This window comes from Dermacoccus sp. GAS27A (assembly GCF_044909235.1).
Taxonomy (GTDB): domain Bacteria; phylum Actinomycetota; class Actinomycetes; order Actinomycetales; family Dermatophilaceae; genus Dermacoccus; species Dermacoccus nishinomiyaensis.
This window is the reverse complement of sequence record NZ_JBIYDW010000003.1, coordinates 114238-133399: the sequence shown is the minus strand read 5'-3', so window position 1 is coordinate 133399 and position 19162 is coordinate 114238. Positions and strand designations below refer to the sequence as shown.

At 71.4% G+C, this 19162-nt stretch carries 17 protein-coding genes and 1 pseudogene; 11 read left to right on the top strand and 7 right to left on the bottom strand.

Going from position 1 to position 19162, the window contains the following annotated elements; all coding sequences use genetic code 11:
- Nucleotides 1-106 precede the first annotated feature (106 nt).
- Genes ABH936_RS04290 through ABH936_RS04275 form a run of 4 tightly spaced genes read right to left on the bottom strand, consistent with a single transcriptional unit; the run spans nucleotide 107 to nucleotide 4774 of the window.
- Nucleotides 107-859: a hypothetical protein gene (locus ABH936_RS04290; protein WP_131941340.1), complete on the bottom strand. Its 753-nt coding sequence runs from the start codon at nucleotides 857-859 to the stop codon at nucleotides 107-109.
- A complete protein-coding gene (locus ABH936_RS04285; RefSeq protein ID WP_160126221.1) occupies nucleotides 859-3165 on the bottom strand; it encodes a glycosyltransferase in 2307 nt (768 codons plus the stop codon). Before ABH936_RS04285 ends, ABH936_RS04290 begins: the two co-directional genes overlap by 1 nt.
- Nucleotides 3166-3194: 29 nt before the next feature.
- Nucleotides 3195-4259 (bottom strand): pseudaminic acid synthase, encoded by a 1065-nt coding sequence (pseI, locus tag ABH936_RS04280; RefSeq protein WP_131941336.1) that lies wholly within the window; start codon nucleotides 4257-4259, stop codon nucleotides 3195-3197.
- Nucleotides 4256-4774, bottom strand: a complete 519-nt coding sequence (locus ABH936_RS04275; RefSeq protein WP_131941334.1) for a GNAT family N-acetyltransferase — start codon at nucleotides 4772-4774, stop codon at nucleotides 4256-4258. Before ABH936_RS04275 ends, pseI begins: the two co-directional genes overlap by 4 nt.
- A 173-nt stretch (nucleotides 4775-4947) precedes the next feature.
- Between ABH936_RS04275 and ABH936_RS04270 the strand changes: the two genes are divergently transcribed.
- The 7 genes from ABH936_RS04270 to ABH936_RS04240 all read left to right on the top strand — a co-directional run bounded on the left by ABH936_RS04270 (nucleotide 4948) and on the right by ABH936_RS04240 (nucleotide 10983).
- On the top strand, nucleotides 4948-5202 hold the full coding sequence (locus ABH936_RS04270; RefSeq protein WP_062258256.1) for a phosphopantetheine-binding protein: 255 nt from the start codon (nucleotides 4948-4950) through the stop codon (nucleotides 5200-5202).
- Complete coding sequence (locus ABH936_RS04265; protein WP_131941331.1) at nucleotides 5199-6485, top strand: AMP-binding protein; 1287 nt, start codon at nucleotides 5199-5201, stop codon at nucleotides 6483-6485. The genes ABH936_RS04270 and ABH936_RS04265 overlap by 4 nt, the downstream gene beginning before the upstream one ends.
- A complete protein-coding gene (locus tag ABH936_RS04260; protein ID WP_006943602.1) occupies nucleotides 6478-7236 on the top strand; it encodes an SDR family NAD(P)-dependent oxidoreductase in 759 nt (252 codons plus the stop codon). The genes ABH936_RS04265 and ABH936_RS04260 overlap by 8 nt, the downstream gene beginning before the upstream one ends.
- Nucleotides 7237-7286: 50 nt before the next feature.
- Nucleotides 7287-7742: a hypothetical protein gene (locus tag ABH936_RS04255; RefSeq protein WP_131941329.1), complete on the top strand. Its 456-nt coding sequence runs from the start codon at nucleotides 7287-7289 to the stop codon at nucleotides 7740-7742.
- Nucleotides 7743-7803: 61 nt separating this feature from the next.
- The gene (locus ABH936_RS04250; RefSeq protein WP_240742464.1) at nucleotides 7804-8724 is read left to right on the top strand and encodes a glycosyltransferase family 2 protein; all 921 of its coding nucleotides are present in this window, start codon (nucleotides 7804-7806) and stop codon (nucleotides 8722-8724) included.
- Nucleotides 8724-9827, top strand: coding sequence for a hypothetical protein (locus tag ABH936_RS04245; RefSeq protein WP_131941325.1), 1104 nt, complete (start codon nucleotides 8724-8726; stop codon nucleotides 9825-9827). Before ABH936_RS04250 ends, ABH936_RS04245 begins: the two co-directional genes overlap by 1 nt.
- Nucleotides 9814-10983, top strand: coding sequence for a DNA-3-methyladenine glycosylase (locus ABH936_RS04240; RefSeq protein ID WP_051806028.1), 1170 nt, complete (start codon nucleotides 9814-9816; stop codon nucleotides 10981-10983). Before ABH936_RS04245 ends, ABH936_RS04240 begins: the two co-directional genes overlap by 14 nt.
- Nucleotides 10984-11008: 25 nt before the next feature.
- On the opposite strand, the gene ABH936_RS04235 is transcribed toward ABH936_RS04240, so the two are convergent.
- The gene (locus ABH936_RS04235) at nucleotides 11009-11872 is read right to left on the bottom strand and encodes a 2-phospho-L-lactate transferase CofD family protein (protein WP_050786421.1); all 864 of its coding nucleotides are present in this window, start codon (nucleotides 11870-11872) and stop codon (nucleotides 11009-11011) included.
- Between the two features lie 487 nt (nucleotides 11873-12359).
- On the opposite strand from ABH936_RS04235, the gene ABH936_RS04230 reads away from it, so the two are divergent.
- Genes ABH936_RS04230 through ABH936_RS04220 form a run of 3 tightly spaced genes read left to right on the top strand, consistent with a single transcriptional unit; the run spans nucleotide 12360 to nucleotide 17304 of the window.
- Nucleotides 12360-12620 (top strand): WhiB family transcriptional regulator, encoded by a 261-nt coding sequence (locus ABH936_RS04230; protein ID WP_167539850.1) that lies wholly within the window; start codon nucleotides 12360-12362, stop codon nucleotides 12618-12620.
- A gap of 5 nt (nucleotides 12621-12625) precedes the next feature.
- Nucleotides 12626-15883, top strand: a complete 3258-nt coding sequence (locus ABH936_RS04225) for a glycosyltransferase (protein ID WP_404602678.1) — start codon at nucleotides 12626-12628, stop codon at nucleotides 15881-15883.
- Nucleotides 15880-17304, top strand: coding sequence for a DUF5719 family protein (locus ABH936_RS04220; RefSeq protein ID WP_404602677.1), 1425 nt, complete (start codon nucleotides 15880-15882; stop codon nucleotides 17302-17304). Before ABH936_RS04225 ends, ABH936_RS04220 begins: the two co-directional genes overlap by 4 nt.
- 95 nt (nucleotides 17305-17399) lie before the next feature.
- Here the strand turns inward: ABH936_RS04220 and ABH936_RS04215 are convergent, their stop codons facing one another.
- Both ABH936_RS04215 and ABH936_RS04210 read right to left on the bottom strand, forming a co-directional pair.
- On the bottom strand, nucleotides 17400-18257 hold the full coding sequence (locus tag ABH936_RS04215) for an SDR family oxidoreductase (RefSeq protein WP_404602676.1): 858 nt from the start codon (nucleotides 18255-18257) through the stop codon (nucleotides 17400-17402).
- Nucleotides 18254-18685 (bottom strand): metallopeptidase family protein, encoded by a 432-nt coding sequence (locus ABH936_RS04210; protein ID WP_006944419.1) that lies wholly within the window; start codon nucleotides 18683-18685, stop codon nucleotides 18254-18256. Before ABH936_RS04210 ends, ABH936_RS04215 begins: the two co-directional genes overlap by 4 nt.
- Nucleotides 18686-18731: 46 nt before the next feature.
- Between ABH936_RS04210 and ABH936_RS04205 the strand changes: the two are divergent.
- Nucleotides 18732-19112, top strand: a pseudogene (locus tag ABH936_RS04205) (DUF3499 domain-containing protein); the annotation flags it as partial.
- Nucleotides 19113-19162 lie beyond the last annotated feature (50 nt).

Genomic DNA, 19162 nt, shown 5'->3' with positions numbered 1-19162 from the left:
CGGGGCGCTGTGGGCCCGCATGGCCGCGCGAGCGTCGTCTTCGAATCCCAGCACGACGACATCTACGCCGCTGGGCACAGCGTCAGCGAGGAGGGTGAACAGGGCCTCAGACATGAGTGCTCCAATCGAAGATCGCACGAAGTTCTTGGGCGGGCATGACGCATGACGGGCCGAGTTCGCGCTCGACCAGGGCATCGAGGCGCTCACGTGGTACATGCGCCTCGACGATGGCGCCGGCGCTGTGGGCGAAGAGCGCATACGTGCCCACGACATCGGTGCGCACGGAACGATGAACTCGTATGAGTTGGAGAATTCGCTGCAGGAAGAAAGGGGCGACGCTGCCCACCTCCTGGCGCGCCGGCCCGAGATCCACGACGCGCGCACCGACATCCTCGTAAGCCCGGCGCGTCGCCTCGGACGCAGCCTGTTCGTGGGTCAGTGCGATTGTTGTCTCAGGGGCCTGCGACCCCAGTGCTATGGCTGTTCTTCGGGCGGCAAGCTCGCCCTGCAGCCCGTGGTGCGGGAAATAGAGCAACCGGTTCGGCTCTGGTTCGGGCGGCAGCAGTGCCTTGCGAACCGGAGGCACCGGGATGGCCGAATTCGCCTCGAGCGCCAACAGGTACAGCCATGGTGCGCCGATGGGAGTGTGATTGCGATAGCCGGCACGGTGGCGCCGTTCCCTTGCGGCTGGGCCCCACACGAATGCAGGAACGCCACGAGGATGATCGGAAGTGCTGGACTCCTGACCGAGCCATGGCTGGACGTAGCCGGGGATCGTCGGCGGGAACAGCGGCTGAGGCAGACGTGCTGCCGCAGCCAGGACGACGGAATTTCCGAAGGATTGGTTGGTCGGGAACATCAGCGCACCTGCACTCGAGTACTACCGGCGATGGAGGTGACGAGCACGTTGCGCCCGGCCACGAGGCGTTCGATCGGCAAGGCACCGAGGGCCGAGGGCACGATCGGCGCCGGGGTGTCATACCCCTGCGTCTGGAAGAAGAGGCTGTAGTCCGCTGCGGGAGCGCCCGGCTGGGTCGGGCGATCGACGTCGGGCAGCAGGGAGCTCAGGGTGGTGCGCGACGACCAGCGGGAACCGTCGACGTCCACGGCCACGGGGATGTCGAGATGTTCGTCCGAATCCGGCAGATACAGGCGCCACATGAGACCTTCCTGGACCGGCAGACCCAGGTGGGTACCTTCGAGCAGCAGGTCGTCGCCGACCTGACGGGCGGAGTCCACGTGTGGCACGAGGGGGCCGAAGGTCAGGGTGGCGTTCCCGAAGCGGCTGCGCGTGAGTGCGACGCGGCGACCGTCCTGGGTGATCTCGACGTCTGCGTCGTAGCCGGGCCAGGTGAGGTCGACGTCGCCGAACTCCGTACGCATTGCGACGCGTCGCGTTGCCGTATGCAGGAACGGGTCGTCGCTCGAATCGCCGTCGAGCACGACGGCGGGGTCAAGGCGGGCCGTGAAGTGCTGGATGCCGTCGAGGCCGGATTCCAGCGTGGCGGGAAAGGTCAGAGCACCGTCGGGGCGGACGACGACGACGGCCGCGTTGCGGGCCGGTTCGGCGATGGTGCCACGCACGACGAACGCGCCGTCCGAGGCCTCCAGCACCTCGACGACCGTGGGGAAGGCAACCCGATGGATGCAGTACACGTTGCCCGAGGTGAGGCCCGGCTGGAGGAACTGGCTTGGGCCGAAGAAGGCTCCCTGCGGGTACTGGGCGGACCCTGCGCCCGCGCCCGTCAGCGGGCTCGTGCGGGTGACGCCAGCGCTCGTGCGGGTCACCTCGAAGCGGAGGGGCCAGACGAGGTCGTGGCGGCCACGCAACGACTCGAGATCGACGCCGAAGCGAAGGCCGACGCGGCTGCGGCCGCGGAAGGCGTCGATCGTGTCGAAGGTCTCGACCTCCAGCGGGATGCGGGTGATGCCGTTGACGAGGTTCACCGCGACGGCGTCGTCGTCGCCCGCCTGGAGATGGCCGATCTGAGCAGTCGCCTCGATGTCGAGGCGCTCGCTCGTCGCTCGCGCGGACGTGACCAAGGTCTGCAACTTCAAGGCGGTGAAGGGCAGTTCGTACAGGTTGTTCGGCGTCGCCCGATGGGTGCGGCCGGGGTAGTTGAGGTTCCACCGCCAGGGCTTGAGACGGGATCGACTCACACTCGTGCCGCCGGCCAGCCCGCCGGCGTCACGGAAGATAGCGAGTTCGCGCAAGAGATCGGCGTCACCGGCCTTCAGCGCGTGATACTGCAGGGTATTGTACCGCGATTCACCCGAGTGCGGCGGTTCGAGGCGCTCGACGAAGCGCAACGAGAGCTCCAGCAGACGGGGAACATCGGACGCCTCGGCGACGGCGAACGCCTGCGCGATAGCCACCATGTCGATCTCCAACAGGTGTCGGTGCGCCATCGAACGCACCACGGGGGAGGCCTGGCGATCCAGGACGTCGAAGACCTGCTCGGCGCTGATGACGCGGTCAAGCAGGTTCTCGTACTTGAACACCTGCTGCGTGATCGAGTCGCCGGACTCGCGCTCACGCCAGTAGTACGTAGGCGTCTTGAGCACGTCGACCGTGAGCGCATCGAGGTGGGCCCGCATCGTCACCGGCCAGTCCTCGTACTTGATCGGCGGGAAGGCGTACCTGTACTCCTCGTAGAAGTCGCGCCGGTATATCTTGTTCCACACCATGCGGTCGTACGCGAGGGTAGGCCGCTCCAGGATGTGGGTCGCGATGGCGTCCTTCGCGCACGGTCGTGCGTGGGCCCACGACTGGCGGACGCCCGACGTGCGCGAGAAGCGGCGCGCGTTGCCCACCGCGAAGCTCGAACCGGACGAGCGCAGCGACGCGACCATCTGCTCGTACGCGCGGTGCGGCACGATGTCGTCGGAGTCGACGAACGTGAGAAACTCGCCGACCGCGTGGGCCTGGCCTGTGTTGCGGGCCGGGCCGAGGCCTGCATTCGCCTGGCGCACGACCTGAAAACGCTCGTCGGAGGCCGCGACGGCCTCGGCGATCTCGATGCTGTCGTCGGGGGAGCCGTCGTCGACGAGCACGACCTGGATGTCTCGCAGCGTCTGGGCCTGCAACGACTGAAGGCATTCGAGCAGGTAGTCCTCGACCCCGTAGAACGGGACGACAACCGACAGCAGGGGCGTATCACTCACGGCGATGCGTTTCCTTCGTTAGGCGCGTATCAGACCAGGTCCCAGGACATGGGGGTGCCCTTGGGAGCGTCCTGAGTGAAGGTGCGACCCGCGAGCGTGTCGAAGGTGTCGGTGGGCAGGCCGTTCGCGGGGCGGATGGAGCGCACGTTCTGCGCCGTCACGACGTCGCCGGCCTTGACGTCCTCGACGACGTAAAGGCTGCGGCGGAAGCGCAGGCCCTCCTTCTCCTGCGCGCGGGCGCCGATGCGCGGCTCGCCGAGGCACTGCCACGCGATCTTCGTCTGCGTGACGAGCTGGTTCAGCTCCTCCGGCTCGGACGAGAACGCCGAGTCCACGCCGCCGTCCTCGCGGTTCAGCGTCACGTGCTTCTCGACGAGAACCGCGCCGAGCGCGACGGAGGCGACAGCCGCGCCGATGCCCATCGTGTGGTCGGAGTAGCCGATGAGCGTGCCGAGGGCGTCGCGCATCACGGGGATGCCGCGCAGGTTCGACTCGCTCGGGTCGGCCGGGTAGTTGGCCGTGCAGGCGAGCACGATGATCTGCTCATTGCCCGTGCTGCGCGCCGCCTCGACGGCCGCGTTGATCTCACCCAGCGAGGCCATCCCCGTCGAGATGATGATCGGCTTGCCCTTGCTTGCCGCGTAGCGGATGAGAGGCAGGTCGACGATCTCGCTGCTCGCGATCTTGTACGCGGGCACGTCGAGCTTCTCGAGGTAGTCGACGGCCGTGGGGTCGAAGGGGGAGGAGAAGGCGTGGATGCCGAGCTCCTTCGCGAGCGCGAAGATCGGCTCGTGCCACTCCCACGGGGTGTGCGCCTCCGTGTAGAGGTCGTAGAGGTAGCGATCGCCCCACAGCTCGTGCCCGCCGGAGATCTTGAACTCGTCGGTGCGCACGTCGATCGTGATCGTGTCGGCCGTGTACGTCTGCAGCTTGATGGCGTGCGCGCCCTGTGCTGCGGCCATGCGGACGATGTCGAGCGCGGTCTCGAGGCTGCCGTTGTGGTTGCCCGACATCTCCGCGATGATGTACGGCTCGGCGCCTGGGCCGACCTCGACGTCACCGATGCGGATGTTCTGGTTCGGGTTCTGCGTCATGATGTCGGCTCCTGGCGGTCGGTGCGGGGGCGCTCGCGGCGCACGTGGATGACGGCGACGTTCTCGCCGCCGATCTCGCGGGTCTGCGTCTCCAGCTCGGTGAAGCCGTTGCGCTTGTTGAACCGGCGCACGCCTTCGTTGATCTCGAGCACCTCGGCGTCGAGAGAGTCCAGACCGAGTTCGGCGTCGGCGTACTTGACGGCCTCGCGCTGGATCTGGATCCACGCCGGCAGCAGCTCACCGCGCGCGGTGAGGCCGTCGTTGTCGAGGTAGTAACCCCACCACGACGTCTTCGCGTCGACGTCGAGGTCGAAGAAGGTGACGACGCCCGACGGCACGCCACCGCGTTCGTAGATGAGCACGTGACGCGACGGGTTGTCCTTCGTGTTCGCCCACCACGCGGCATGCTCGTCAGCGCTGATGACGTGCTGCGTCAGCGACACGGCTCGCACCTCGTCATGGTTGCGCCAGGTGCGCACGTTCTCCTGGTCGGCGTCGGTGGCGGGACGAAGCATCGTCGATCTCCCTCGAATACGGCTGGGCCGGGTGCCGAAACGCACGAAATGGCGCAGACAGCCGGAATGTCTAGACTACCCCGTAAGGAAACAGGCCACGGCAGGCATGCTGCGCCCCCAGCGGCGCGCAGAGTGAGCGCCGGGCCGTCACAGCATCGAGCAAAGGTGAAGTCATGAGCACGCTCAGCCGCGATCAGGTCCGCACGATGATGGGCGAGGTCCTCGCCGCCCAGGGCAAGGAACTGCCCGCCGACGACGCCGCGCGCCTCGACACCATCGGCTTCCGCTCGCTCGACTTCTCCGAACTGGCCCTGCAGGTCGAGGACGAGCTCGACACCGAACTCAACTTCGACGCGCCCGGCCTGCGCTCCATCGAGACCGTCGGAGACGTCCTCGACTTCATCGACGAGCTTCAGAAGGCCGAATGACGGGGGTGCTCGACTCGCGTCCTGCGGGCGCGGGCAACCGCGTCGTCGTCGGCGAGTTCGACGGCACGTGGGCTGAGTTGGCGCAGGCGCCGTACGGCGCATCGTCCGACACACCGACGCTGCCGCCCGCCGCGGCCTGCCTGGTCTCGGGGCACCGAGCGGCGGCTCAGGCCGCCTGGAACGCAGCGCTCGACCCGGGCCGCGAGACGCTCATCGCGACCGCGTCGCGCATCGGGGACGAGCAGGCGGCGCAGCTGCGTGACGGGGGGCTGACGCTCGTGCGCGACAGCGCCGGCGGCGTCACGCTCGAGGCCGCTACGGCGCCGCGCGAGCCCGAGGCGGGCCGCATCTGGTTGCTGACGTCCGGTTCGACCGGGCGTCCGAAGCAGGTGGCACACACCCTGGAGTCGTTGACGACCGTCGGGGGGCAGCAGCCTGCGCGCACCTGGTTGTGCCCCTACACCCCGGGCGCCTACGCCTGGTGGCAGGTCGTCACCCTCTCGCTCACGATGCCCGGGCAGGACGTCGTCTTCGTCGAACCCTCGCAGCTCGACGAGTGGCCGCAGCAGGCGCTCGCGGCGGGCGTGACGGCGGCATCCGGCACGCCGACGTTCTGGCGTCAAGCGCTGTGGCGCAACGGTGACGTGCTCGCCCAGCTGAAGCTCGAACAGATCACGCTCGGCGGCGAACCCGTCGACCAGGGCATCCTCGACCGACTGCGTGAGGTCTTCCCCGACGCACGTATCTCATGGATCTACGCGAGCTCCGAGGCCGGTGCGGCGATCGCCGTCCACGACGGGCTCGCCGGATTCCCCGAAACCTGGCTGGAGCGCGAGGTCGCCGGGCGCCCGCGCCTGAGCGTCGAGGACGGTGAGCTGCTCATCGCTTCGCCGAAGGCCGCCGAGGGCATGGACGCCGTCATCCACACCGGCGACCACGTCGAGATCGCCGAAGGACGCGTCGTCATCACCGGCCGCATCGCGAGCGACGAGATCAACGTCGGCGGGTCGAAGGCGTCCGCGGGCGCCGTGCGGGCAGTGCTGCTCGAGCACCCCGACGTCGCCTGGGCCGCCGTGCGCGGGCGCAAGGCGCCGCTCGTCGGCAACGTCGTCGCAGCGGACGTCGTCCTGCGCGACGGCCTCGCCAAGGGTGACCCCGATGCCCCCGACCAGGCTGCGCTGCAGGCGTGGTGCGCCGAGCGACTGCCCGAATACGCGGTGCCACGCCGCGTCAAGTACCTGAGTGAGATCCCGATCAAGGAGAGCCTGAAGAGCGATGTCTGAGACCACGAACGAGCCGAACGTCATCCCCGCAGCCTCCTGCGTCCTCATCTCCGGAGGCTCGCGCGGCCTCGGCCTCGCGTTCGTCGAGGAGGTGCTCGCGAACGGCGCGAAGGTCGCGGCGTTCGCCCGCACCGTCACGCCCGAACTGCAGCAGCTCATGGACGCCAACCCGGAGCGCGTGTACGTCGGCTCGGTCGACATCACGGATTCGAAGGCCGTCACGTCGTTCATCAAGGACGCCGCGAAGGTGCTCGGCCCGATCGACGCACTCGTCAACAACGCGGCGATCGGTCAGGACTCGCTGCACCTGCACACGACGCCGGAGCGCATCGAGGACATCATCTCGACCAACCTGACGGCGACGCTGCTCGTCACGCGCGCGTTCATGCGTCACGCGATGGCGAAGGTCGGCAAGGGCCGCATCGTCAACGTGACGAGCGTCTGCGCGCAGCGCGGTTACGCCGGCCTCGTCGCGTACTCGGCGACGAAGGGTGGCCTCGACGCCGCGACGCGCTCGCTCGCGCGGGAGATGCACGGGCGATTCCTCGTCAACTCGATCGCGCCCGGCTTCTTCGCCTCGGAGATGAGCTCCGTGCTCGGCACCGAGCAGCTGTCGACGATCACCCGCCGGACGCCGACGAACCGTCTCGTCGAGCCGGAGAACATCACGCCGACGCTGCGCATGCTGCTGTTCGAAGACACGAACATCAACGGCATGGTGCTGACGATCGACGGCGGCGGCTCGATCTGAACGACCCCACGACGCGGCCACCGGCCTCGAACACCTCACCCGCATGTGTGGTGCTCGAGGCCGCCGTGCGTGACGGCGACGTCGTGCGCGCCGCCGACGTCAACGCGACGACGTTTCCCGACGCCGCGCGTAGCTACCTCGCCGACGGGACCGGCCTCGGCTGGTGTGTGCCCGAACGGGTGAGGGAGAGCGCGCGTTTCGTCATCGACGCCGAGATCGTCGCGCCGGTGCGGGCGTCCTTGGTACGGCGGTTCGGGGTGGACGACCCGGTCGAGTTCGCCGGGGCCTGGACGCGCGCCGAAGCGTTGGCCAAGCTCGCCGACGTCCCGATCATCACGTGGCTCTCGCGCCATGGGCTCGCCGTGCCGGCCGACGTGCTGGAGGATGCCGCGGTGGGTCGGGTGGCGTGGCGCACGGAGGTTCGAGGTGACGTCGTCATGACGCGCGCGGCGGCGTTGAGCGGCGCAAAACCCCGAGATTCCGGGGTTGTCGGCGGCGCACTCTAGCCTGGCAGCTGAGTCGAGGTGCGGTGAGCGCCACGGTTTCCCATGACGGAGGAAAGACATGATGATGACACAACCGGGTGCGGAACCGGGCTCGTCCGAGGGCAGGGCGCTGCCGAGGGTCGGCGTCGTCCTCATGACGATGGGCAACCGCCCCGACGATCTGCGGGCGGCGCTCGACTCGCTCATCGCCCAGCGCGACGTCGAACTCGACGTCGTGCTGCTCGGCAACGGGTGGGATCCGGCCGAGAACCCGTGGCCGTTCCCCGACCTCGTGCGCGCCCTGTACTCGCCGGAGAACCTCGGCATCCCGGGCGGGCGCAACATCGGGGCAGCCAAGGCGCGCGGTGACTACCTCTTCTTCTACGACGACGACGCGACCCTGCCGAACGACCACGTCCTCGCCGACATGGTGCGAGAGATGGAACGCGACCCGAAGAACGCCGTCATCGGCCCGCTGGGGCAGGATCCGACGGGCAAGCCGACGCCGCGGCGATGGATTCCGCGCCTGCGTGTCGAAGGCGGCGGCAAGCCCGGGCCCGCGACGTGGTTCCTCGAAGGCATCCACCTGTCCCGGCGTACCGCGTTCGAGGAAGTCGGCGGCTGGCCCGGGGCGTTCTTCTACGGCCACGAGGGCATCGACCTCGCCTGGCGGCTCATCGACGCCGGCTGGGTCATCCAGTACGTGCCGAGCATCACCGTCCAGCACCCCGCGACGAGCCCCGCGCGTCACGCCGTGTACTACCGGATGAACGCGCGCAACCGGGTGTGGGTCGCCAAGCGCAACCTGCCGGCGCCGCTCGTGCCCCTCTACCTCGGCAACTGGGCCGCCATCACCGTGCTGCGCGTCAAGGACAAGGACGCACTCAAGACCTGGTTCGACGGTTTCGTCGAGGGCGTGCGGACCGACGCGGGGGAGCGGCGCGTCATGTCGTGGTCGACCGTCGCCCGGCTGACGCGTCTCGGCCGGCCCCCGGTGCTGTGATGGGGGCCGCAACCTCGCTGCGTCGCAGACTCACTCGTTCGAGCGGCCGCCCAGCGTCGCTCGACGCGCAGGGCACGCGGGGCATCCACGTCGCCATCACCGGGGTGAAGAACCGCAGTCACCTCGTCTACATCGCCTCCTACGTGCGCACCCTCGTCGACGGGGTCACGCCGATCCGCGTCTCGTTCGTCGCCGCGCCCGCGTTCCTCGCCTCCGCCGCCGTCACCGTCGACGACGCGCGCGAGCTGCTGCCTCAGGGCGGGAGCGTCACCGTCGAAGACGGGATGCCCGGATGGCGATTCGACGACGCGGCCCGCTGCCTCTACGTCGCCGTGGGCGCGCCGGGGCTCAAGGCCGTCGCCCGGCTGCGACGAGCCAACCCGACGCGGCGCATCGAGGTCGTCGTCACGGACGAGGGCATCGGCTCCTACGCTTCGCGTGACTCGCGGCGGGCGGCGCTGGAGCGTCACGGCACCCCGGCGGCGAAGGCCGCAGCGCGCACGCTCGTCACCGCGGCCATCGCGCGCGCCTGCACGACGCTGCGGTGGCCGACGTTCCGTTCGGTCGGATCATCGTGGGAGGTGTTGCCGGCCGTCGCCGCCGAGTTCGGACGCGAGCTGGGCGACGCGCGCCCCGGCAGCGACGCGAGCGCCGTCATCCTCACCCAGCCGGTCGTCGACCTCGGCTGGTGCTCGCCGGAGGCCTACCTCGCGTACGTGCGACGCCTCGCGGACGCCGCGGCCGCGGCCGGGCTGCGACCGCTCGTGCGTCCGCACCCCGCCGAAGATCGCGCCCGGTACGCGGAGTTCGACATCATGCTCTCGCGGGGCACCGCCGAGCTCGACCCGGACGTCGTGCGTGCGAGCCTGGCGCTCGGCGGGCCGAGCACGGCCCTCATCAACCTGTCGGCCATGGTCGGCATGCCCGTCGTGTGGGTGAGTGAGCCGAGCGTGGCGCACCTCGACACCGACGTCTCGCCCGAGCAAGCCGGGATCTTCGAGGCGTTCCTCGGTGAGCGGGTTCCACTCGACGAGGTGGAGCGCGAGGTGAGTGCTGTGGTCTCCCGCGGCCTCGAGGAGCGTGGGTCTGATGGACGTCGCTGACGCGGCCGAGGGGGCCGGCGGGGGCGACACAGTCCACGGGGCCGACGGGGCGGGCGCGCCCGGCGCCATGTCGGCCGACCTGTTCGAGGTGTGGGAACCCGGCCGGCCGGTGCCGCTAGCGCAGATCCTCGGCGCCCTGCGCCGCGGCGTGGGCGACCCGAGCATGGTCATCGGCGAACGGCAGTTGTGGTGGGCGGTGACGACGCCCCTCGGGCCGGCGTTGACGTGGTGGCGCTCGATGCCCGTGCGTGGCGGTGCACCCGTAGCGACGCCCGGAGCCGCACGAGCGGATAGGCCGGGCCTCGGTGGGATGGCGGGCTGTGAGCCGCGAACCGCCGCCATGCCCGATGGCAGCGCGCGCGCCGAGCGTCCCGACCGCGTCGAGCTGCGGGCCTACGGCCCGGGTGCGGCGTGGTTCCAGGGTCGGGTGCCTCGCATCCTGGGCGGTGACGACGACCCGTCCGGGTTCGTGGCCCGTCACGACCGGGTGACGGCGGCACTGCGCCAGCCGCACCATCGTCACTGGCGCGCCCCGCGCACGGGACTCGTCATCACCTCGCTCGTGCCGAGCATCCTCGAGCAGAAGGTCACCGGCAAGCAGGCGTTCGGCGGGTTTCGGGTGCTCGTACGCCGCTACGGCACGCCCATCCCGACGCCCGCGGAGGTCGTGCGCGCAGCCGGCCCGCAGGCGCATGCCGTCGCCCGCATGCACGCCGCGCCGGACGCACGGGGGTGGCGACGCATCCCGTCCTGGGCGTGGTTGCAGGCCGGCGTCGAGCCACCGCAGTCGCGCACGATCATGCGAGCGCTCGACCACGCCGACGCGCTCGAGCGGACGGCCGACCTGCCGCACGCCGAGGCCCACGCTCGCCTGCGGTCCGTGCCCGGGCTCGGAGTGTGGACGAGTGCCAAGGTCGCGCAGACGGCCTGGGGTGACGCCGATGCGCCGACGTTCAGGGATTACCACGTCGCGAAGCAGATCGGGCACGCGCTGATCGGCCAGGACACCGATGACGCCGGCATGGCGCGCCTGCTGGAGCCATACCGGGGGCACCGGTTTCGCGCCGAGCGCCTCATCCTCGCCGGCGGCCCGCCGCGCCCACGCCACGGCGCACGCATGACGCTGCCGTCGCACCTGCCGACGCGCACCTGGTGAAACGCATACGCCGCGGGGGAGCTGACTACGACAACAGGGCAGCGTCACCCAGGACGACGGCGCGCAGCCGGGCGGCGGCGTCGACGTCCCCCGCGAGGGCGGCCCGCATGGGCGCTCGCGTCACGGTGAGTGACGACGGGTAGCGCGTCGGCGCCTCGGCGTCGTCGATGACGAGGGCGTCGACGAAGTCGGCGTACAGGTGGGCGAGGGTTGCCGATGACGCAGTCGCCCCGGTGAGTCGCCAGCTCGCGGCGTCGACCCCGGCGGGGCGGTGCCCGTCGAGGCCGATGGGGCTGAGCGCGACGACGCGCGCCGACGTGCCGCGCAGAGCGTCGCGGATCCCGCGCACCGCGAGGAATCCGGCCATGTCGAGGATCGGCGACATCGGCGGCAGGACGACGACGTCGGCGCTGCGCACGGCGTCGAGCACGCCGGGCGCGGCGTCGGCGTGATCGACGCCGGCGACGACGAACCCCTCGGGCTCGCGGCGGTCGGTGTCCTCGATCCAGCGCAGCGCGTGACGGCTGACCTGCCCACCGTCGCCGTCGGGTTCGAGCACATGCAGTTCGATGGGTTCTTCGGTGAGCGGCAGGACGGCAGCCGTCTCGCTCTGCGCGCCGCGGCACTGCGTCCACTGCTGCTGAGCTGCGGCGACGGCGCCGGTGCCCCGCGCGTGGCGATAGGTGCGGGCCACGGCCTGGGCGAGGGCCTCATCGTCGAGCCAGCCCCACGCGCCGGTCGGAATGAGACCGGCGTCCCGCAGAGAGACGACCGCTGTGCGCGTCCCCGGCACCGCATCGTCCGCAATTCGGCACACCGCGTCGAGGTTGGGGCAGAACCTGAGACCTGCGAGACTGATGTCATGCGACGTGTTGGTGACGTAGATCACATCGAGCAAACGCGTGTTGGTGATGGACTCTCGCCCGAACAGCGCATCTAGTGCCGGGCGGGAGAGGGGACCACTAGATAGGACGCTCACATGCATTGTGTCAGTGTGACACGGGGGCGCAGCAGGGCCTCGACCACCCCCGCCGAGGGCTGATCGGGGTCACCCGTTCGGCTTGACTCACTCGAATGACACCGATGTAATAACACCGTTGGTTCTAGCCACCGCTTCGCTCTCGCTGCCACCTGCTCGCTGCGCACGACGCCCTTCGTCCGGGCGTCACCGTCGACCTTGTCGACGGCTCGCCATTGGCGGATCATCGGCTGGATCGTCGCGTCACCAGGGGGTTGTCACCGCTCGGTGATATGGCCGCTGCGAGCGACGGATCACGATAGCCACACGACCGACGTGCCGATGACCGGGACGTACCGCAGAACCCGGCCCACCCGCCGCGACCGCCGACCACGAAAGGACGGACATGCAGGAATTCATGCAGTTGATCAGCCTGCACGACGCCCTGGACGACACGGAAGAGCTGTCGTGGCAGGAGCGCGCCCTGTGCGCGCAGACCGACCCCGAGGCCTTCTTCCCCGAGAAGGGCGGCTCGACCCGTGAGGCGAAGCGCGTCTGCGTCGGGTGCGAGGTGCGCTCCGAATGCCTCGAGTACGCCCTCGAGAACGACGAGCGATTCGGCATCTGGGGCGGGCTGTCCGAGCGCGAACGCCGCAAGCTGAAGAAGCGCGCGGTCTGAGCGAAGTGTCGGCGACCCAGGTCAACGGCGTCGACGAGTTGCACGACGGCTCCCAAGCACACCCCTTCGTCACCGCCGTCCTCATCGCGCGGGACGCCCATCAGCCCTGGCTCGACGCCACCGTCACCGCCGTCTGCGCGCAGACGCGCCGCCCCGACCGCCTCGTCGTCGTCGACGGTAGCGCCGCCGGACGCGTGCGCGACACCCTCGACGCGATGGCCCGCGAGCGCGCCGACCTGCGGGCGCTCGACGTCACCGTCGTCACCGCCTCGCACGACGAGGCGTTCGCCGCGCTCGTCGACCGCGCCGTCCAGGCGCTGCCCGCACGCTCCAGCGACCACGTCGTCGCGCTACGCACCCGACGCCGTGCACGTCGCCGCGAGAGCCACCCGAACGACCGGTACAACTGGCTCTGGTTGCTCCACGAGGATTCGGCGCCGCTGCCGACGGCCCTCGCCGCCCAGCTGAGGGCGGCCGGACGCAGCGAACGACTCGGCATCCTCGGCTGCAAGATCCACGAACTCGACCGCCCAGACCGGCTCGTCAACGTGGGCATCGACGTCACGACGAGCGGCCGGCACGTCGCGCGCACGCATGACGGCGAACTCGACCAGGGCCAGCACGATCTTCGCCGCGACGTGCTCGCCGTCGCGAGCTCCGGCATGCTCGTGCGCCAGGACGTCTATCTCGAACTCGGCGGATTCGACCCCGCCTTCGACGGTGACGGCGACGGGCTCGACCTGTGTTGGCGCGCCCACCTCGCCGGGCACGCGGTGGCCGTCATCCCCGACGCCGTCGCCCATCAGGATCTCGACGCGGCGCACCTGCTGCGCTCCATCGACGGGGGTGGCTCGCGCCCTACCCGCCGCGAGCGACGTGCGCTGTCGCGCCGTGCGGGTGACCCCGATCGTCCTGCGCCGCACTCGGGCGCGACGCTGCGTCGTCACCGTCAGGTGGCCCTCGCGCGCACACATGCGTGGCGCCTGCCGTTCGCGATGGTCTGGACGACGCTGACGTCGCTGCTGCTCGCGCTCGCGCTGCTGCTCGTCAAGCGGCCGCGGCGTGCCGCGGCCGAGTTGGGGCAGGCGAGCGCATCCTTCGGCCTGGCCCGCATCTTCGGCGCGCGCCGGCGCTTCCGCGGTCGCGCCGTCGTCAGCACTGCGCAGTTGCGGTCGTTGTTCGTGCCCGCCTCCGTCGGCCGCGCCCGCGCGTGGGAGGCGTTCGTCGAGGCCGTCACGCCCAGCGGTTCGCGGACGGCCGGTGCGAGCCCGGCGTCGTCGGAGACCGGGCCCACGTCCCAGGACGCCGAACACCTGACGACTCCGCGCGGCATCGTCGCGCGCGGCCTGCGACACCCCGGCCTGTGGTTGTTCCTGGCTCTCGTCGCACTGAGCGCCGTGCTCGCGCGTCGCACGTTCGACACCGACCTGCTGAGTGGCGGAGCGGGCCTGGCGGGCGGCGCTCTCGAGCCGAGCTTCACCTCCGCGAGCGCCGGGTGGCACGCGTGGCGCGACGCCTGGCAGGGCGACGGGTACGGGCATCCCGCCTCTTCGGCGCCGTATCTGCCGTTCCTCGCGGCGGGCGCGTGGCTCGTCTCGGTGTTCCCGTGGACGGATGACGCCGCGAGCGCCCAGGCCGCGCTCACGTGGTTGTTCCTCGCCGCGCCCGTCCTGGCCGGCCTCGCCGCCTATTGGGCCGGCCGCGTCGTGACGCGGCGTCCCTGGCCGCGTGCCGTCGTCGCGTTGCTGTGGGGCAGCGCCGCGCCGCTGACGGGGGCCATGGCGGACGGGCGTCTGGGCGCCCTCGTCGCCGCGATCATGGTGCCGTTGACGCTGGCCGGGTTGGCCGCGATCGCGCGTCGCTCGGGCGACACCGGTGCGGTGGCCGCATGCGCTCTCGCCGCGACGATCCTCGTCGCGTTCGCCCCGCCCTTCCTGCCGGCGCTCGCCGTCGTCCTGCTCGTCATCGTCATATTCGGTCGCCGCGCGGCGAAATGGCGGGCGCTCGCCGTCGCCGTCCTCGTGCCGCTGCTGCTGGGGCACTGGAGCCTCGAGGTGTGGCGTCACCCCGCCCGGCTCGTCGCCGGCCCCGGCACGCTCACGCAGGAGGTGGCCACCGACCCCGTCGCGATGCTGTTCGCCCACCCCGGCGGGCCCGGGTCGACACCGCTCGTCCTCGGCATCCCCGTGCTGCTCGCGGGGCTGTTCGGCGCCGTGCGCGGACGCTCGTTCGCCGCCGCGCGGTGGGTGCTCGTCGGCGGTGCCCTCGCGTCGCTGGGGGTGGCCATGATCGTGCCCCGCCACTCCTTCGGCGCGAACCCCGGTTGGCACGTGTGGGCCGGCCTGCCGCTGCTGGCCTTCGTCGCCTGCCTGCTCGCCCTCGCGCTCGTCGCGGCCGGCGAGACCACCGTTCCGCGTACCCGCCGCGCAGCGCGCGGCACCCCGCTGCGCTGGGCCACCGTGGGCACCGTCCTCGTCACCGTCGGGACGGCGGCCTGCGCGGCCTGGACGTCGCCGACGACCACGCGGTTGATGTGCGTCGAGGACCCGTTGCCGGCCATCGCCGCCCACGAGGCACACAGCGCCCGCGCGGCTCTCGTGCTCGAACTTCACGCGCGTGCGGACGCCGCCGACTTCACCGTCCGCAGCCGCGAGGCCGGGCTGCCGGCTGCCGACGCCGGCGTCCCGACGATGCGGACCCCCGCCGCCGTCACGCGGGCGATCGGGTCGCTGACGGACGCCGCGGCCGACCGATCCGACGCGGCGCGCGCGCTGCGCGAAGCCGGCGTCGCGTACGTGAGCGCAACCCAGGAGCCCGGGGCGCGCTCGTTCGAACTCGACGGCGTGGACGGCCTCACGCCCATGGCGAGCACCGCCGGCACCTCGCTCTACCACGTCGACGGAGAGGGCACCGAGCGTGCCGCCCGCGTCGTCGTCACGGACGGCGAGAATCGCACGATCGTGCCCGTGAGCGGCGACCATGCGCGCGTCTCGACGACGCTGCCCGCGGGCGCTGCCGCGCGACGCGTCGCCGTCGCGGCTGGGCCGGGCTTCGCCGAGCACGCGAGCGTGACGCTCGACGGCCACCCCCTGCGGCACGTCGCAGGCGACCTGCCGACCTACGAACTGGGCGCTGCGGGCGGTCGTCTGGAGATCGATCCCGGGACGGCGTGGCGCGGCTGGCGCTGGGCGCAGCTCGGCCTGTTCGGTGTCGTCGCGTTCCTCGCGCTGCCGTTCGGAACGCGGAAGAAGGAGCGCGCATGAGCCGTTCGCGCACGAGTCGGCCACGCACGTGGGGCGCTCAGGGGTGGATCCGCGCCGGCGTCCTTGCCGCCGGGACGGGCGCCGTCGTCCTGGCAGCGCAGGCCGCGCCCGTCCACCCGCCGAAGGCAGCGGCGCCGACGGCCCGCGCCGCCGCGATGCCCGTCGACGCGGCGTCGCTCGTGTGCCCGGGCGGCGAGGGCAAGGACGCGGCGACGCTGGCGCTCGCGTCGGCGCCGATGCAGCTGTCGTCGATGCTCGGCGGCGGGGGGCAGCTGCAGGTGAACGAGGCGGGTCACAGCTCAGCCGCGACGCTCGAGCGCGGCCACAGCATGAACCGCACCTCGAAGAACGGGCCCCTCGACGTCGTCGCGCGAGGCGCCTCGGCGCCCGGCATCACGGCAACGCAGTTCCACGAGGCGAACGGCGCCGTGAGCGCGCAGGCCTGCACCCAGGCGACGGCCGAGGCGTGGATTCCGGTGGGGGACAAGCAACCCGGCAGGCTGCTCACCGTCACCCTCGTCAACCCGGGCGCACGCGCGGTGTCCGTCGACGTCGACGTCCGCGCGGCTGACGGCGCGCTCGACTCCGCCGCGATCGCCGACAAGGCCGTGCCCGCGCATGGACGCGTCAGCGTCAACATCCCCGCGGACGCTCTCGCGCACGCTGCGGCCGTCGTTCACGTCCGTAGTGAGGACGGTGCGGTCGTCGCGAGTGTCCGCGACCGCGTCGGCGAAACCGAGCGCAAGGGCGACGACGTCGTCGCCCAGTACGCACCGCCCGCGCCGGTGCAGGTGATGCCCGGCGTGCCGGTCGTCGATCGTTCCGTACGTGTGCGTCTCGCGGCGCCAGGCTCCCGCGCGGCCGTCGTGCGCCTCCAGGCGTCCGGGAAGGACGCCGGTGACGTGAGTGAACGCGTCGTGACGGTGCCCGTCGGGCGCAGCCTCGACGTCACGCTCGACGGCATCGACGACGACGTCGCCGCGGTGCGCGCGAGCTCGCAGGAGAACATCATCGCCTCCGCCTTTGCGTCCTCGGCGTCCAAGAAGTCGCGCGACTTCACCTGGGTGCCCGCCGCCCCGGCGCTCGATGCCGCAGCCGGTGTCAGTCTCGACGGGGCGCGCCACGCCGGCCGACTCGTCGTCATGGGCGAGGGGCGGGCGACGTCGGTGACGCTCGTCGTCAGCGATCCGTCCGGGAAAGCGACGCGCCGACGTCTCGACGTCCCGGCGAACGGATGGGCGAGTGTGGACGTGCCGAAGAACGCCACGGTGTGGCTGCTGCGAGATGACGGATCAACGGACGCCGCGCCCGTCCACGCCGCGGTGCTCGTCCGCGATGCGGGCGCCGATCAGCCGGTGACGAGCGTGCCGCTCGTGCCGACGCCGTGGCTGCGCGCGCCGGTCGAAGTCACCCAGCGCTGAGGCGCGAACCGCCGAGCCGCAGCAACTCACTCCCGAGCTTCCCCGACACCGAACCACGCCGCCGCCTGAACCCGGCGCGGCGTCCTACCGGTAGGTCAGTGTTCTTCGGCCGAGAGCCACTGCGCGTAGGTGCGTCCACCGATCTGTGTCTGCTCGCTCGGCAGATGCGCGCCGCGGGTGAAGGCGCGCATCGTCGCACCGATCGTCGGCAGCGGGGCCGTGCGCGGCGCGCGTCGGCGATCGAGGTGTGCGGTGAGCGTCGCGATGTCGGCGAGGGTGAACGTCTCCGGCCCGGCGAGCTCCATCGGCGTGGGCAGGCTCGTGAGCAGCGACGCCACGTCGACGAGTTTCGTCGCCACCCAGCGCGGGTCGACGGGGCTCACCTCGATGTCCTCGACGGCGCCCAGGGCGCGAGCGCCCGCGCCGCGCACGAGCTGCGCGACGAACGGATGGAACTGGGTGGCGCGCACGATGCTCGCGCGACCGTGCCAGGCCTCGACGACGTTCTCGGCGTCGGCCTTCGCCCGGTAGTAGGGGTAGGGGTTCTCGAAGCAGCCGACGATCGAGACGTGGACGAGGTGCGCGCTCGGTGCCCACGCGTCGAGCGCGTCGACGAGGCGTCGCGTGCCCTCGACGTCGACGCGGCGCGCGTCCTTCGGGTTGCCTGCGCAGTGGATGACGGCCTCGACGCCGTCGAGCGCCGCGTCGAGCCCGGCGCCGGTGCCGAGGTCGCCGGTGACGTGCTCGAGGCGCGCCGGGATGCCGGCCGCCGCGTCGGGCAGGTCGACGTCGCGTCGGTGCGTCAGCGCGCGCACGGGGATGGAGGAGGTGAGCAGCTCCTCGACGACGCAGCGCCCGAGCACCCCCGACGCGCCCGTCACGAGCACGGGTGCGCGCCCGGCGACGAGGATGTCGGCGAGCAGCAGCGGGGCGGCGGTGGGCGTCAGTCTCATTGGTCGTCCTCGTCGAGTTCGCGCCCGAGCAGGGCCGCGATTTGGGTGGTGACGACGTGCTCGACGAGCAGGTCGCGTTCGTACAGGTCGGCGGAGCGCGTCTGGATCGGCAGGCGATAGATCACCATGCGCGCGCGGTGCTTGCCCTCGGCTGGGAAGGCGCGCCCGAGCGGCACGGCGTCCTCCCACGCGCTCGGATCGGACGGCGGCACCTCCTCGACGCCGATCTCGATGTGCTCCAGGCTCTCGCCCCAACGCGCCTCGAGCCGTTCGACGCTGCGCAGCACCGCCTCGTCGAACGAGCGCGCCCGCGACAGCATCGACGGCGTGGGCGGCCACGCGAGCGGCCCACGATGGCGGCGCCCGTGACGATCGCGCCGCGTCGGGGCGTCCCCGCGCGGCGCGCGTGGGGTCGGGCGAGGAGTCACCCGGCGAGCCTAACGTGGTGTCCGCCGTGGCGTACCCTTGTGCCTCGTGACGTTGATGCGACAGTGTTCCCGATCGGCCTGCTCCCAGCCCGCCGTGGCCACGCTGACGTACGTCTACGCCGATTCGACGGTCGTGCTCGGCCCGCTCGCGACATACGCGGAGCCGCACACCTACGACCTGTGCGCCGACCACGCGACGCGCCTCACCGCGCCGCGCGGGTGGGACATCGTCCGCCTCGCCGTCGACATGACGCCGCCCGAGCCGACGCCCGACGATCTCGTCGCGCTCGCCGAGGCCGTGCGTCAGGCGGCGGTACGCCCGGCGCCGGGGGAGCCCGAGCCGACGCGCCGTTCGACGCGCAGCGTCGCCGCGAGTGACCCGACGCTGCTGTCGGCGACGGAGCGCCGCCGTCACCTTCGGGTGCTGCCCGGTCAGACGCCCGCGGACGCGCTCTCTGACGCTTCCGATGACGACGA

Bases quoted from the DNA above. Each gene is read 5' to 3' on its own strand.
- ABH936_RS04290 (WP_131941340.1), bottom strand. From the start codon at position 859: ATGTTCCCGACCAACCAATCCTTCGGAAATTCCGTCGTCCTGGCTGCG.
- pseI (WP_131941336.1), bottom strand. From the start codon at position 4,259: ATGACGCAGAACCCGAACCAGAACATCCGCATCGGTGACGTCGAGGTC.
- ABH936_RS04275 (WP_131941334.1), bottom strand. From the start codon at position 4,774: ATGCTTCGTCCCGCCACCGACGCCGACCAGGAGAACGTGCGCACCTGG.
- ABH936_RS04270 (WP_062258256.1), top strand. From the start codon at position 4,948: ATGAGCACGCTCAGCCGCGATCAGGTCCGCACGATGATGGGCGAGGTC.
- ABH936_RS04265 (WP_131941331.1), top strand. From the start codon at position 5,199: ATGACGGGGGTGCTCGACTCGCGTCCTGCGGGCGCGGGCAACCGCGTC.
- ABH936_RS04260 (WP_006943602.1), top strand. From the start codon at position 6,478: ATGTCTGAGACCACGAACGAGCCGAACGTCATCCCCGCAGCCTCCTGC.
- ABH936_RS04250 (WP_240742464.1), top strand. From the start codon at position 7,804: ATGATGACACAACCGGGTGCGGAACCGGGCTCGTCCGAGGGCAGGGCG.
- ABH936_RS04245 (WP_131941325.1), top strand. From the start codon at position 8,724: ATGGGGGCCGCAACCTCGCTGCGTCGCAGACTCACTCGTTCGAGCGGC.
- ABH936_RS04240 (WP_051806028.1), top strand. From the start codon at position 9,814: ATGGACGTCGCTGACGCGGCCGAGGGGGCCGGCGGGGGCGACACAGTC.
- ABH936_RS04230 (WP_167539850.1), top strand. From the start codon at position 12,360: ATGCAGTTGATCAGCCTGCACGACGCCCTGGACGACACGGAAGAGCTG.
- ABH936_RS04220 (WP_404602677.1), top strand. From the start codon at position 15,880: ATGAGCCGTTCGCGCACGAGTCGGCCACGCACGTGGGGCGCTCAGGGG.
- ABH936_RS04215 (WP_404602676.1), bottom strand. From the start codon at position 18,257: ATGAGACTGACGCCCACCGCCGCCCCGCTGCTGCTCGCCGACATCCTC.